15 protein-coding genes are annotated in these 13280 nt (G+C 58.0%); 8 read left to right on the top strand and 7 right to left on the bottom strand.

Annotated features, from left to right (window positions below; translation table 11 throughout):
• Window positions 1–104: 104 nt before the first annotated feature.
• The 3 genes from HIJ39_RS17970 to msrA form a co-directional block, all read right to left on the bottom strand.
• Window positions 105–875, bottom strand: coding sequence for a dienelactone hydrolase family protein (locus tag HIJ39_RS17970; RefSeq protein ID WP_207711772.1), 771 nt, complete (start codon window positions 873–875; stop codon window positions 105–107).
• 72 nt (window positions 876–947) lie between these two features.
• Window positions 948–1295, bottom strand: coding sequence for a VOC family protein (locus HIJ39_RS17965; protein WP_169102154.1), 348 nt, complete (start codon window positions 1293–1295; stop codon window positions 948–950).
• Complete coding sequence (gene msrA, locus HIJ39_RS17960) at window positions 1288–1824, bottom strand: peptide-methionine (S)-S-oxide reductase MsrA (protein ID WP_169102152.1); 537 nt, start codon at window positions 1822–1824, stop codon at window positions 1288–1290. The genes HIJ39_RS17965 and msrA overlap by 8 nt, the downstream gene beginning before the upstream one ends.
• Before the next feature lie 119 nt (window positions 1825–1943).
• Between msrA and HIJ39_RS17955 the strand changes: the two genes are divergently transcribed.
• The 7 genes from HIJ39_RS17955 (at window position 1944) to HIJ39_RS17925 (ending at window position 7702) form a co-directional block, all read left to right on the top strand.
• Window positions 1944–3941 (top strand): penicillin acylase family protein, encoded by a 1998-nt coding sequence (locus HIJ39_RS17955; RefSeq protein ID WP_169102150.1) that lies wholly within the window; start codon window positions 1944–1946, stop codon window positions 3939–3941.
• Window positions 3868–4194 carry a penicillin acylase family protein gene (locus HIJ39_RS24690; protein ID WP_275107369.1) on the top strand — a complete coding sequence of 109 codons (327 nt, stop codon included), beginning with the start codon at window positions 3868–3870 and terminating at the stop codon, window positions 4192–4194. Before HIJ39_RS17955 ends, HIJ39_RS24690 begins: the two co-directional genes overlap by 74 nt.
• 30 nt (window positions 4195–4224) lie before the next feature.
• Window positions 4225–4638 (top strand): MarR family winged helix-turn-helix transcriptional regulator, encoded by a 414-nt coding sequence (locus HIJ39_RS17945; RefSeq protein WP_169102148.1) that lies wholly within the window; start codon window positions 4225–4227, stop codon window positions 4636–4638.
• The gene (locus HIJ39_RS17940) at window positions 4638–5939 is read left to right on the top strand and encodes an MFS transporter (protein ID WP_169102146.1); all 1302 of its coding nucleotides are present in this window, start codon (window positions 4638–4640) and stop codon (window positions 5937–5939) included. Before HIJ39_RS17945 ends, HIJ39_RS17940 begins: the two co-directional genes overlap by 1 nt.
• A gap of 42 nt (window positions 5940–5981) precedes the next feature.
• A complete protein-coding gene (locus HIJ39_RS17935) occupies window positions 5982–6446 on the top strand; it encodes an NUDIX domain-containing protein (protein ID WP_169102144.1) in 465 nt (154 codons plus the stop codon).
• A 258-nt stretch (window positions 6447–6704) separates the two neighbouring features.
• The gene (locus tag HIJ39_RS17930; protein WP_169102142.1) at window positions 6705–7442 is read left to right on the top strand and encodes a YjgB family protein; all 738 of its coding nucleotides are present in this window, start codon (window positions 6705–6707) and stop codon (window positions 7440–7442) included.
• Window positions 7439–7702 (top strand): hypothetical protein, encoded by a 264-nt coding sequence (locus HIJ39_RS17925; protein ID WP_169102140.1) that lies wholly within the window; start codon window positions 7439–7441, stop codon window positions 7700–7702. The genes HIJ39_RS17930 and HIJ39_RS17925 overlap by 4 nt, the downstream gene beginning before the upstream one ends.
• 149 nt (window positions 7703–7851) lie before the next feature.
• On the opposite strand, the gene HIJ39_RS17920 is transcribed toward HIJ39_RS17925, so the two are convergent.
• Window positions 7852–9618: a serine hydrolase gene (locus HIJ39_RS17920; RefSeq protein ID WP_169102138.1), complete on the bottom strand. Its 1767-nt coding sequence runs from the start codon at window positions 9616–9618 to the stop codon at window positions 7852–7854.
• A gap of 300 nt (window positions 9619–9918) precedes the next feature.
• Between HIJ39_RS17920 and HIJ39_RS17915 the strand changes: the two genes are divergently transcribed.
• A complete protein-coding gene (locus HIJ39_RS17915) occupies window positions 9919–10476 on the top strand; it encodes a GNAT family N-acetyltransferase (protein WP_207711771.1) in 558 nt (185 codons plus the stop codon).
• 74 nt (window positions 10477–10550) lie between these two features.
• Here HIJ39_RS17915 and HIJ39_RS17910 read toward each other — a convergent pair whose 3' ends face one another.
• From HIJ39_RS17910 to HIJ39_RS17900, 3 genes are all read right to left on the bottom strand, one after another.
• Window positions 10551–11192 (bottom strand): HAD family hydrolase, encoded by a 642-nt coding sequence (locus HIJ39_RS17910; RefSeq protein ID WP_338055232.1) that lies wholly within the window; start codon window positions 11190–11192, stop codon window positions 10551–10553.
• Window positions 11193–11266: 74 nt separating this feature from the next.
• Window positions 11267–12094, bottom strand: a complete 828-nt coding sequence (nadE, locus tag HIJ39_RS17905) for an ammonia-dependent NAD(+) synthetase (protein ID WP_169102134.1) — start codon at window positions 12092–12094, stop codon at window positions 11267–11269.
• A gap of 634 nt (window positions 12095–12728) precedes the next feature.
• A complete protein-coding gene (locus HIJ39_RS17900; RefSeq protein WP_169102123.1) occupies window positions 12729–13196 on the bottom strand; it encodes a helical membrane plugin domain-containing protein in 468 nt (155 codons plus the stop codon).
• Between the last annotated feature and the right edge of the window lie 84 nt (window positions 13197–13280).

Below are 13280 nucleotides of genomic sequence, written 5' to 3'. Positions count from 1 at the left end.
TTACTAGGAGCGAGGGTCACTTGACTTTCATCAGGGTCCACCCCAGTCACCCGTGCGGGTGACTATTGGGACAGCCCTTTCCTCATGCGTCGCGACGGGCTAACTTACTTTTTCAGGTGTTGATCAAAAAATCGACTTACATCGTCCCATAATTCGAACGCCGCTTTCTCGCGGTAGTTGGGGCGATAGTCGGCAAAAAAGGCGTGACCCGCGTTGCGATAGACCTTAAGTTGAAAATCTTTGCCCGCCTGCTTGAGGCGTTTAGAGAGCAATTCGCCATCCTCGGGGGACGGATTCTGATCCTCTTCGCCAATCACCACAAAGAGCGGGCAGGAGACGTTCTCGGCCATATCGATAATGGGCGTCGGGCGCTCGGGAGTCGTGGCCGCATCCGGGGTGGCGGAGCGGATAAAACCGCCCCAGCAGTCCACCGCCGCATCGACCGCATGGCTAGACGAGGCCATCAACAACGTTTGCCGCCCTCCGGAACAAAAGCCGATCACGCCCACCTTGCCATTGGAGTATCCGGTCGCCCGAAGGTAGCTTGCGGCGCCCTCCAAATCCCGCACAATTTGCCCATCTTGGAGGCCAAACATTTTTTTAAACACCTCTTGGGTGTCGCTGGGGTTGGGCGTTCCCACGCGCGAATACAAATTCGGGGCGATGGCGATGTAGCCGCGGTTGGCGAAACGACGAGCCACGTCATGAATATGTTCGACGGGTCCAAAAGCTTCGTGGATGACAATGACGCCCGGATAGTGGCCGGGCTCTTGGGGGCGAGCGACATATGCCTCAATAGCCGCCCCATCCACCGGATAGCTCACCGATTCGGTGTAAAGTTGACTGGGATTGGAAACCGCACCTGGAACAGCCAATGATATCCCTCCTGTCGAAAAATGGAACGTTTACCATATTCATCATATCCCGAGCCGGGAAGGACGGCAAAGTCAGCTTTGCAAGAGTCCCCAGAGATTGCCCCACGGATCTTGTACTTGAGCCACCTGAGGACCGTCCACCCCTTTAATGGGTCCACGATACAAGTGTCCGCCCCGATCTTGGAAAGCCTGAATGGCGTCATTGAGATTGTCAACCTGCCAATACGCCACTTGACCGCCAGGACCGGCCGAACCCTTTTCGTCCGCGGGATGCAAGCTGACCAGACTCTCCCCCACCTCAACCTGAATCAGCCCTAGAGCTTTAAAGTGGAGACGGGCATTAGCGACATCGCGGAGAAATGCCCAGGCGGCGTCCAGGTCAGGGACGAAATAGGTGACCTCGGCGATCCGCTTAAGCATGGGGGGTGTCCCAATGCTGCAGAATAAACTGGTCCCGTCCCGATCCTCGACGATAGCGGGTGTAGTGGCTCGGATTGGTGCGATAGAAGTCTTGATGGTAATCTTCGGCGGGATAAAACGGCTTGGCCGGCAAAATCTCCGTGACAATCGGCCGAGAAAACCGCCCAGTCTGTTCCAAAGCCTCCCGACTCGCGAGCGCCAATTTTCGCTGCTCCTCGGAGTGATAGTAAATAGCCGTTTGATAGGATTCCCCGCGATCCACAAACTGTCCGCCGGGGTCAGTGGGATCAATTTGACGCCAGAAAATATCCAGCAGCTGGCCGTAACCGATAATCGTGGGATCAAACGTGATCTCAACTGCCTCTCGATGCCCGGTAGTGTGCGAACACACCTCCTCATACGTGGGATTGGGCTTGTCGCCGCCGGTATAGCCCGACACCACCTTCACCACACCCGGGTAGGCGTCAAAGGGGTGAACCATGCACCAAAAGCAACCTCCCGCAAACGTGGCCTTCTCCAGCTGATTCATTGCGTCCCTCCTTGGCAAATGGACCCATGTTTATTTCCTAGCATACCACCTACCCGGCAGGAACCTGACATCCGGCCGCGAATCTTTAGATAACTAAGGATTGCGAGGAGCAAGAATCGATGAACACTGCCGAACGCTGGCCCCAATTTTCCTGGTTCCGGATTCTGTACCGAGCACTGGGCATGCTCCCACCGGAACAGCCGTTCCCATCGCAGTTGACGCTGGAGGGCCTCTCGTCAAGCGCCAAGATTACCTTTGACAACCACCAGGTGCCAAAGATTGAGGCTCTCTCCGCCACCGATGCGTATTTGGCCCAAGGGTACCTCCATGGGCGTCTGCGAGGGTTCCAAATGGATTTCTACCGGCGCATGCCCGCCGGCGAATTATCCGAGCTCTTAGGACCCGACACCGTGCCCTATGACCTCTTCATGCGTCGCCTCAATTTGCGCCATTGGGCGGAGGAATCCCGCAAGGCATGGTCCGAGGAGGCGCGTCAGGCTGTGATGGCCTATACCACCGGCGTCAATCAGGCGTTCGCCGAGCATCCGGCACCCGAGTACCGGTTCCTGAAGTTAAAGCCTCGTCCTTGGGACCCCTTGGACACGTTGCTGCTCACCTATTTTCTTTCCTGGTCGCTGAATTCCATTTGGACCAGCAAATGGGCTTACGACCAAGTCGGACAAAACCCGGAAGTGTACGCCTGGCTATTTGATCGCATCGCTGACACGCCGGACATTACCATCATCCCCAATACCGGCATTCCCATGAGCTGGGGTGGCATTGGCATTGGCTCCAACAATTGGGTCGTGAGTGGACGGCATACGCGATCAGGACGCCCCTTGTTGGCCAACGACCCGCACTTAATGCCCCAATTGCCCTCGATTTGGTTCCCAGTACAGCTCCAAGGCAGCCACTTGAACGTTCAGGGAGTTTCCTTGCCTGGCGCCCCGGGGGTGATTATCGGGCAAAACAGCCATATTGCATGGGGCGTCACCAACGTCGAACCGGACTGCCAGGACCTGTTTCGCATTGCTATGGAGGACCACACCAGCTATCAGCTGGACAATGAGCAGGCAACCCTTCAGATTCGCCAGGAGGTCATTCGGGTCCGCGGACAACGCGATCAGGTGGTGCCCATGGAAGATAGCCACGCCGGACCCATCATCCATCAAGAGGCCGACGGATCGCGCATCGCGCTTCATTGGACCGGCTTTGGCCCAGTAACCACCCTTAACGCACTCACGAAGCTCAACCGGGCACAGAATTGGGAGGACTTTCGGGATGCCTTGAAAGAGTGGACCATCCCGGCTCAAAACTTTGTCTATGCCGACGCCGACGGCCATATCGGCTATCAACTGGCGGGGGTCGTGCCACTCCATGCCGGAGGACCTCATTTAGGCGTCGCCAATGGCAATACGCGATCTACACTGGCCTCCGAAAAGCTTCCCTTTGACAATTTGCCGCATCTTTTCGATCCCGAGGACGGGATCATTGTCACCGCCAACAACGCGGCGGCCGGGGCCGAGGGTCACCCTTTCCTGGCTCGAAACAGTCTTGGCTATCGCGCCCGGCGCATTCGAGATTTGCTGGCATCGAGCGGCCAACACGACATCGCCTCGTTCGCGGCCATTCAAACCGATGTCTTGTCAGAGCCGTTGCGGCGACTCGCCCAGTTGCTGCTCGTGGACGGCGACACACCCGAGGATTGGCGCCCGATCTTAAAAGGGTTTGATGGGCAAGCCCGGGTCGAATCCCCGGTCCCGACTCTTCTCTACCTGTTTGCCCAGGCGGCCGTCCCCACGACGGTCGAAAACGCCTTGAACCGCCCACTGTTTCCCGCGGTGAAGGGTACGGCACCGGGAACGCTGCCCTTTCCGGACAACTTTTGGGGACTCATGGGAGAGCGTCTCATGCCGCTAGTGATTCAGCACTTCCAAAGCTTGAATCGCTTGGAGGCGTGCCAACGGGCGACAGACCGAGGCCGGGCTGCCTTTGGCCCCAACCTGGGCCGAATGGACCTGGGGGCGGGCTCACCAAACCCTGTTGTTTCATCCGTTCACGCAAGTCAAAGCGGTGCGACCTATTTTTGGCGTGAAACCCATCCCCGCACGCGGTGACTTTTACACCCCCCATCAAGCAGCCTTCCCCATTGATCCCGCACTTCCCTGGCCGCGCATGATCGCGTACCAACCCAGCTATCGAGAGGTGTTGACCCCCGGTGAACCTGATGCAGGCCGTTTCATGCACCTCACCGGGCAATCCGGGCACCCGCTCTCGCCGCACTATGTTGACCTGGTGGGATCTTATGAGGCCGGCATCTTGGAAGCTTGGGGAGGGGACGGCTCCGTAACGGCTTCATCGATTAAGTAACTTACCTAAATAATATGGTATCATTGACGCATGGAGAATCATACGGGAGCACAACGAAACCACGATCTAGCGCTTTCCCTGATTGACCTGCAAGATGCCTTGGGAGGTCAATATGGTCTGTTGTCGCGGCCGAAATTGCGCCTCATGGTGAAACTCACGCACGGGCCAATCAAGGTATCGGAACTTGCGCTTCGCCTCAACATTTCGTCACCGGCGGTCAGCCAAATGATTGATAAGCTGGCATCCGATGGCTTGGTTATACGCTCGGGCATGGGCAGCGACCAGAGACTCGTCGGTGTCGGACTTACAGAAGCGGGCCGTACTGCGGTGAATGAAGCGCTGAATGCGTTTGAGTCGCGGGTCAGCACCCTTCTGAGGGGATTTAGCGAGCAAGAAAAGCAGGAGCTATTACATCTGCTCAAGAAAATGGCGGAGGTGACGTAATGGCCGAAGCCTCACCGTATACGCGCAAAGGTTGGCAATCGTTAAGTCGACCGGCGCGGCAATTGATTTTAACGCGATTTTTGCGGGCTATGGCCCAAGGCGCTTTGGCCGTCGACTTCACCTTGTACCTCAAAATTCGCGGATGGAGCGCATCCCATGTCGGTCTCTTGCTTATGGCCGGCGGCCTTTTCGGCGCCTTCTTGAGCCTTTTAGTGGGGATTGTCAGCGACCGTGTCGGCCGCCGCCTCTTTCTTCTCATTTACGAGACCGGTCTAATCGTAGGAACCGCCCTTATTATTTTTTACCCCACCGCCTGGATTCTGGTTCTGACGGCGGCCTTGTTTGGATTTGGACGCGGAGCCAACGGCTCGTCGGGACCGTTCGCCCCCGCCGAGCAGGCCTGGCTGGCCCAGTCCATCCCGTCCGCGCGCCGTGGAACGGTCTTCAGCTTTAACGCAGGATTGCAATTCTGGGGTATGGGGATTGGATCCATTCTGGCCGCCATTTTGCCTCACATTATGCCCGGAGCCCATGGACCTGCCGCGTATCTGCCGCTATTCATATTCAACCTGGTAATCGCCGTGATTAATCTCGCGCAGATACTGGTCATCGAGGAGGCGCCACGAGAACCTCGAATGCCCCGCAGCGAGGCCCAGCAGCAGGCCGATTCTGCGGTGCAAAAAAAGGAAAATCGAGCGCTCACCTGGCTTACCATTGTCAACATGGTCAATTCGCTGGGGGTGGGCCTGGTGGCGCCGCTTCTGCCCTACTGGTTCAACGTCAAATTTGGTGTGGGGCCCAGCGCGATTGGTCCCGTCTACGCGCTCACCTTTTTCTTGACCGGCATCTTTTCCTTGGTGATTGGCCGCATGTCGGAGCGAGTTGGCCTCATTCGCTCCATCGTGGTGCCCCGCGTTTTAGGGGTGGCGCTCTTGATTGCCATTCCCTTTATGCCCACGTTTGCCATCGCCGCGGTGCTGTATGTGGCCCGCTCAATTGTCAATCGAAGCTCCATGGGAGCCCGCCAAGCCTTCAGTGTAGGGTTGGTACGTGACAAACGGCGCGGTTTTGCAAGCAGCCTCAACGCCATGTCTTGGGGGTTGCCGGCCGCGATTGGCCCCGCCTTAGGCGGACAGATTATTAGCGGTGGGTCACTCATCCTCCCCTTCATTTTGGCTGCCGCGCTGCAACTCGGCTACGTCATCCTCTTCCCCACCATTATGGGCCGGTACGATCCCACGCGGGCAGCGGCCCCAGGGAAGGCGCATGGTGATACAGCCGCATCAGGACGTTCATCATGACTCGCACAATGAAGGCACTAAACTACAAGGAGGGGTAGCCCCATGTCCGATGAGCATCCTCGCGTCACCTGGGATGGGAAAGCGATTAGTCCCGATCCGCCGTTTGGGGCGACCGTGGTCGTCTTTCGGCGTCAGCCAGCCCTGTCCATCTTACTATTGCATCGGGCTCATCATGGGGCCGAGTATGAAGGAGACTGGGCCTGGACGCCGCCCGCGGGCGCGCGCCAGCCTGGGGAAGCGGTGGCTGACGCAGCCGAACGCGAGTTGTACGAAGAAGCGGGCCTCCGGGTGCCTATCACCGCATGCGCGGCAAGCGCCACCGAATGGGCCGTCTTTCTTGCGGAAGTCGGGGACCGGGAGATGATACGACTCATTGACCCGGAGCATGACCGCTTCGCTTGGGTCTCCCCCGGTGAAGCCCTGAGACGGGTCGCACCCGAGGTCGCTCGTGAGACATTGGCCAAGGCCTTAGCGTGTATCGACGCGACGATGAAAGAAAGCGAGTAGGCTTCGTCCTTCCGGTCCTCTGTTCGCAAAGTCTTGAGAGACTGCGGTCCCGCACGTCCATGAACCACGCGCCTCGAGGTTGGGCACTAATCCTCGGGCGGACCCTTGACCCCTAGCTTGTGCTGCCTATTAGGGAAACCTCGACAATCGGTCAAGGGAGACTGCACCTGTAACCTCGTCGTGCTCCCGAGCGTTCTCAACGGTGTCAAACAGGACGGCCCGATAGAGCCGCTTACATATCGCACTTGGGAGGACACCATGACAAAAAAATCCCTCGGAATCTCAGCACTTATTCTCGGTTCATCAGCGGTTCTAGCCGGTTGCGGCATCGCCAGCCATCCTACCGCCGCCCTATCCCGCACGTCGCAGCCCCAAACCAGTGCCTCAGCCTCCACTCCACCGACGACGAGCACGCCAACAGGGGCAGCCGCGTCGACCCCGACCACCGCCGCGGCGCAAAGTCCCACACCGTCTAAGAGTACGTCGGCGCAATCGCTGGTCCGCGAATGGGCCAAGGTGTCTCTCGTCGGCAAGGCGCTCGGCATTCCCTATGGCGACCAGCAAAGCTACTATGCCCTGGAAAAGGTCTGGGGCCAAGGAACCAACGGCCCTGACGTCAACCACCTCCATTACGTTAGCTACGGGGCGCACAACGCGGTCGTCGGATTCAATGAGGGCGTCCAATTGGCTGATGTACGGTCGTATAACCCGGATTTGCATCAGATTACCCTATCGGACATTGAGGCGGTGCTGGGCAAGCCCGATTCGGTCAGCCATTCGGCCGGCTCCGTATTGTACACCTATAACCAGGGACCGTATCGATTGCTGTGGGTGTTTTCCGGATCAGCCTCAACGGTCGCCCATGTGGATGTGCAGTGGCCCAAGGGTATGGTCGCGCCGATGGCCGCGGAAATCCCCCCACATCAAGCAGCACGGTGGTCTACTTCACAGCAAACGGCAACCAGATCCAGGCCGCAACGTCGACGCTGGCGGTGAAGAAAGGCACGACGTTGCTCTTTTCGCCAGGAAACACCCGGACAGCGAGCCTTGTCAACAAAGGCGATTTCGCGCTTTACGGAGGGGAGTTCCTCGACAACAGCGTACCGAACGGCCTGGTCCCACTGGCACTGGGAGACTTGGTCCATGGCTGGTCCGACACACTGCCATTAGACGGCACCTGGCGCTTTGCCATTGTTCCCACCACCACCGTAACGGGCAACGCCCCGGTCACCCTGACCGTCAAAGTCACGGGATAGCAAACGCGTTGCGGCGGAGTATCCGCTGCTTCAAGCACCCCAATAATGATGAGGCATTCCGCGCCCTCGGAGGGATTCGACCCCATCCGAGGGCGTCCTTAGTCATGAGTTCGCCACATTGGCAAGAAGGCCCAGTTTGCTTCAGACACTTACTCTGCGTTCCAAATGAATTGGGAGACGGCGTCCACTGTTTGAATGCCGTAGCTTTCGGTGGGGTTGTTGCGCGACAAAATGGCCACCACGTAATTGCGTCCATCTCCGCTGACATGGCCAATGCTATTGATTTCCCAACCATTCGAACCAATCGGAAGCCAGCCATTTTTAAGGGCGACAGTGCTCCCCGGGACGGGACCGGTGGAGACGCCCCAGTCTTCGAACGAAACGACATTGTCCATGAGGTTTGCCGCATAGGCTTGGGAGGCCGCGTCCAGCAGAGGGTTGGGATAGCTGAGAAGCTTGAGGAGCTTGACCTGGTCCAGCGGCGTCGTCAGCGTCAGACCCCAATACCCGCCTTCGCCAGGAATGGTGTTGGCCATCCCTGCCTGGTCCAAAAATTGGCCGATGCCGCTTGCCCCGCCAGCTGCGTTCCATAGCAGGGTAGCCGCCGAATTACTGCTTTGTTCAATCATCGGAACCATCAGTGCCTGTGCGTCTGCTGTTAAAGGCCGACCTGCCCGCTCGGCCTGCCATAGCAGCGTGGCCATGATTGTGGCTTTAACGATGCTGGCGGTATCGTAGCGAATACCCGGGTTATACGTCGACGTTATCCCCGTGTTGGCGTTGTACACGGCGACGGACACCTCGGAGAGACGGCCTGCGAGGTATTGCTGAAATGCGGCTCCAAACGGATTGCCCGACTGTAGCGGTGGGGCTGGCGGAGTCAATCCCCGGAGTGCTGCCTGCAACTGGTCGAGAACGGCTGGATGCTCTCTAATCTCAGATACCAGCGGTCCCTTGAGATATTGGGAGGCGGTGTCAACGGCCGCTTGGGCCGCGCCGTAGCCAGTCCATGCAGCATTCGCCTGCTGAAGCTTATCCTCTAGGGACGACAGCGCTTCAGTGACGTCCCGGGGTTGATGATTGACCAAGCCGCCGCCAATTTGGCTCAGAATGTGGGAAAGCTCCGTTGTGGTCGGAGGCTCCAATCCGGCGAGCGCTTGCCGCAAGGTTCTGCTGATCTGGTGATACTGGGCAACTTCCTGGGGTGGCGGCAGGTTTAGATAGGCTTTGGCCTCGGTACTAGCACTTCGAGCTTGGGCTACACCGTTCCAATACGGGCCGACGGACGACAGGCGTGCGTCCAGCGCATCCAGTTCACGGCTCACCTGGTTGGGACGTCCGTGAGATAGCCCGCCCGCGATGGTGCTCAATTCGTGCAGGGCGTGCTGCCAATCGCGATATTGGGCACGCCAAGCCTCACTGGTGCGAATGACTCGTGATAGGGGAGCGTGGGCGATAGACTGCGCGGCTTGAGTCTCGTTCACGGTGGCAAAACGGCCTTCGGTGTGAATCAGGCGGGAGGCCCATTGAAGGGCAATCCTTCTCTCATATCGGGTGTTCTGAGACAAGAGATGCGCGCTGACGGCCCTAAGATGGGATAGTTCCTCCGGTGCCCGTGTAAGACCCCCGAGGTAGAGCGATGGGATGAAAAGTATGCGGGCATGTTGAATGTGTGCCAGTTCTTGGGACAAGGGCCTGATGGCTGATGTGGGGACTCCTAGAGCATGGTCTTGACGTAGCGTTTGGGTAATGGTGGATGCCTGAAGAGCTTGATGGCGCTGATTATGCAGCATCCAGAGGCTGAAAGCACCGCCGAGCACGGCCAATGCCCCGGCAGCTACCAAACTGAATCGGAACGGGGGCTGCCGCGGCGGGACCGTCTTACTGCGCCTTGACTGTGGGGTTGCGGGGACCATGTTTCTCGCCTCCTGCTCTTGAAACGGCACACGTCTTGGGCAGGTTACAAAAACAGTCAAAAATGGGATTTATTGGGACAGGCCATGTGGCCCTGAGATTGTTGGTGGGGAAAGGCGGGTTTGATGGCGATACGCGGGACTCGCCTGCGAAAGAGTTGTTCCGCACGAAGCCCGGCATGCAACCTCATGGAGGCTCGATTTGCGGGAATTGGCCCTCTCCCCGCAAAACGCTACCGGTGCATTCAACGACACCAATTTCGTGGAAGCCGCCAGTTCCATCTTTATGCTAGGATTGCTAACATGGGGACAGCAGCCTCCAAAAACCCCGGTTTTTCGGGCGAAAAAGGCGGGGTTTTCCAAAGAGTGTACGCGGAGGTGGTGATGATGGTGCGTTTGCAGCCCATGACCGAAACGGAATATCAAGCCTTTCTGGCGGACGCCGTCAAAGAGTACGCTGGCGATCACGTGCGGGGCGGCCGCTGGTCCCAAGACGAGGCATTAGAAGAATCCGCCAAGGAATTCGCACAATTGTTGCCGGAAGGTCCAAAAACACCCGACCATTATCTCTTCACCGTGGTTGATGGAGACCACAACCGCCCGGTGGGCACGCTGTGGTATATGGTTCGACCGGGCCCCAACGGCAAGACCGCGTTTATTTACAATATCCGCATGAATGAGGACGCCCGCGGCCAAGGCTATGGCACCCAGACCCTGAAAGCGCTCGAAGCGGACGCCCAGGCGCGAGGGGTCGTCTCCATGTCCCTGCACGTTTTTGGCCATAACGAAGGCGCCTTTCGCCTGTATCAGCGCCTCGGATATCGCACCACCAATATTGTGATGGCCAAGGATTTAAAGTAAGCCGGCATCGCAATTCCATGAAACCCATTCCACATCCGGGTGCAGCCACACACGTACCACAGGCATCCGTTCGCCTATCCCATGTGATGAGTCATTTGAGACAGAACAGCCACAACATCGGAGGGAGCATGGGCGATCGCCGTTGGAGGCGCCCCCTCAAATCGCGACACTCGGTTGTCGCTCCACAATGCCGCGATACTCCGCATTCCGGCGGCGGCCGCTGCCAAGATATCCGTGGGTTGATCGCCAATGTACACAGAGTCCTTGGTCGGCACCCCTAGACGTTGCGCTGCCAGCAGCAGCGGGGCCGGATCTGGCTTGTGGCGTGCGGTATCTTCTTGCGCCACGATCACGTCAAACAAGGCCAGCAATTGCTGACTCTCTAGCTCGCGAAGCACATGGCCCCGCCGCTTCGATGACACCACCCCCATCACCGACGTCGCTTTCAGCCGCGAGAGCACGTCAGCAATTCCCAAGAAGATTGGGATTTTGTGTGCCCGTTCCTCGTAGAATCGGGTTCCCACTTCGAGAATTCGTTGCGCCAGTTCGTCACCGAACCATTCTTTGTAGACCACCGGCACGGGTCGCCCCACCAGTTGCGCGAGTTCGACACTCGTGGGCACTCGCCCCAATACGGTCCGAAACCCGTGGCGAGTGCCCTCTTTAGCCAAGCTTTCGCTATCTTGAATTGTGCCGTCTAGATCCCAAAGAACCACCAAGCGTTGTTGCCTCGCATTCCCTAAGAAAACATGGGGGACTTCTCTTGGTTCACCGCCAACCCTAGAGCTCTTTACTGCCACCAGGTATCGAAGGGCGTGACCGGCAGACGTCGTTTGTGCTCCGTGCTTTGGTAGCGGTGAATGATGCGCTCGTCAACGGGTTCCGGCACCGATTTCCCGGTCAGAAAGGCGTCCATCACCTCATACGAAATGCCCAGTTCATCCTCATCCAGCCGCCCCGGGACTTCATCCAGCAAGTCGGCCGTGGGAGGCTTCAGGTAAATGTCTTCGGGTGCCCCGAGATGCTTGAGCAGTTCGCGGCCCTGCTGCTTGCTGAGCCCAGATAGTGGGGTAAGATCGACCCCACCGTCCCCATATTTGGTAAAGAACCCGGGCAGGGCTTCGGCCGCGTGATCGGTCCCTACTACGAGCACATTGAAGGCATTGGCAAACCGATAGTGGACAGTCATTCGCTCTTGCGCCTTTTGGTTGCCTTTGTTGAAGTCTGACATCTTGAGACCCGTGGCCTCTTCAAACGATTGCACCGCGCCATCCACCGCCGGTTTGATGTTCACGACGTAGGACTTATCTGGACGGATGAAGCGCAAAGCACGCTGCGCATCCTCTTCATCCTTTTGAACGCCGTACGGCAGCCGGAGCGCAATGAACCGGTAATCGCTGCCAGTTTCTTCCCGCAGTTCCTCCACCGCCAACTGACAGAGCCGGCCGGCCAAGCTCGAGTCTTGCCCGCCCGAAATGCCCAGCACAAAGCCTTTCATGCGCGAAAACTGGAGGTACCCTTTCAGGAAGTCGAGGCGAAATCGCAGTTCTTCCGCCGGGTTGATCACGGGCTTGACGTGCAATTCGTCGATGATCTGCTGTTGGGTCGGTCTCCTCATGATATCAAATCACCCTCACTTTATCCCATTACGCAGCCGGATCTTCGTTTAGCCTGCCGATGCTTCACGGCATCTTTGGGGGCTGGTCGATCCCATCTACACCCCTCTATCCGCCACTATACCGAATTCCGGCAACTTTAGGATGGCCAAGCCCGATTTAAGGGCCCAATTGGTGGGTAGCCCCCCTGAGCTTGCACCGTACGTGTAACCCGACCTCCATATCCTCCGTTATCTTGGCGACACCAGTTGGTCAACGGCTCGTGTTCCACGGATGCGCTGGAGGATGTCGAATATGGCTTCAAACCACCCTATCCAATCAGCACATTGGCCACCCTTACTATCGTTGCAACCCTGACCGGATGCGGCACGGCGACAAGCCCGCACGCTCGACAAAACCCGTCCCACGCGCCGACTCAATCCCTCGCCCTGTCCGGGGATACGACGGTCATTCACGTAACGTCCCCAAACCGGCCCCGTGTGACACCAGACACGAAGATAACGGTGTCGGGCACCTGCCGAAGCAATATGGCCATCATACAATACACGTCACCTTATTTTCCGGAACCCATCATGGCTCGGCCACGAGCAACGAAAAGCCCGGGGGCGTCTTTGGGGTCCCCCGGGCTTCATCGCGTCAATATCCGTGAGATTCCTCCGAACCAAGCGCCTTGCCAAGCCCCTCGAGGAATCCCATCAGATAATGAATGGCCCGTGCAACATCCGGATCTTTCAACATCCCCATCAACTGCCAAATCGACATTTTGTCAGCATCCGGCGCATGGCTGGCCGACTCGGCGCGCTTCATGCCGTGTTGAAGCGCCTGCATGACACGGGGTCCAAAGTCCTCCGGCAGCGATCCTAACCCCATCGCTAGCGTGATCGCATTTTTAATTCCCCGCTTGGTAGGGTCCGTGTCCATCTTCGCCATCACCTGTTCGGCAATGGGCTGACGCTGCTCAAGAAGCGCCCGCACGAAGCGCAACACCCCCGCTTCCTGCAGAGCGTCAAGGATGGCTTCCAGATTTTCCTCGGCGGTGTCGCGCCGGGACACCGCATTTCCTGCCATCGCCCTCAACGGCACCTCACGAATGGGTTTAGCCATGACGCTCTTCCTCCTACCTTAGTTTTTTGTGTGAAACCTGTTGTTCTCATTGATTTTTGTGAAATCCCGGGACCTCTGCGACCG

The sequence above is a fragment of the Sulfobacillus harzensis genome (assembly GCF_012933365.1).
Classification (GTDB): domain Bacteria; phylum Bacillota; class Sulfobacillia; order Sulfobacillales; family Sulfobacillaceae; genus Sulfobacillus_B; species Sulfobacillus_B harzensis.
Note: the sequence above shows the minus strand (reverse complement) of the source record. Positions and strands in the feature narration are given on the sequence as shown.

Excerpts from the sequence above, each read along its gene's own strand:
- msrA (WP_169102152.1), bottom strand. The coding sequence starts at position 1,824 with ATGAATCAGCTGGAGAAGGCCACGTTTGCGGGAGGTTGCTTTTGGTGC.
- HIJ39_RS17935 (WP_169102144.1), top strand. The coding sequence starts at position 5,982 with ATGTCCGATGAGCATCCTCGCGTCACCTGGGATGGGAAAGCGATTAGT.
- HIJ39_RS17965 (WP_169102154.1), bottom strand. The coding sequence starts at position 1,295 with ATGCTTAAGCGGATCGCCGAGGTCACCTATTTCGTCCCTGACCTGGAC.
- HIJ39_RS17930 (WP_169102142.1), top strand. The coding sequence starts at position 6,705 with ATGACAAAAAAATCCCTCGGAATCTCAGCACTTATTCTCGGTTCATCA.
- HIJ39_RS17920 (WP_169102138.1), bottom strand. The coding sequence starts at position 9,618 with ATGGTCCCCGCAACCCCACAGTCAAGGCGCAGTAAGACGGTCCCGCCG.
- HIJ39_RS17915 (WP_207711771.1), top strand. The coding sequence starts at position 9,919 with ATGGGGACAGCAGCCTCCAAAAACCCCGGTTTTTCGGGCGAAAAAGGC.
- HIJ39_RS17940 (WP_169102146.1), top strand. The coding sequence starts at position 4,638 with ATGGCCGAAGCCTCACCGTATACGCGCAAAGGTTGGCAATCGTTAAGT.
- nadE (WP_169102134.1), bottom strand. The coding sequence starts at position 12,094 with ATGAGGAGACCGACCCAACAGCAGATCATCGACGAATTGCACGTCAAG.
- HIJ39_RS17900 (WP_169102123.1), bottom strand. The coding sequence starts at position 13,196 with ATGGCTAAACCCATTCGTGAGGTGCCGTTGAGGGCGATGGCAGGAAAT.
- HIJ39_RS17945 (WP_169102148.1), top strand. The coding sequence starts at position 4,225 with ATGGAGAATCATACGGGAGCACAACGAAACCACGATCTAGCGCTTTCC.
- HIJ39_RS17955 (WP_169102150.1), top strand. The coding sequence starts at position 1,944 with ATGAACACTGCCGAACGCTGGCCCCAATTTTCCTGGTTCCGGATTCTG.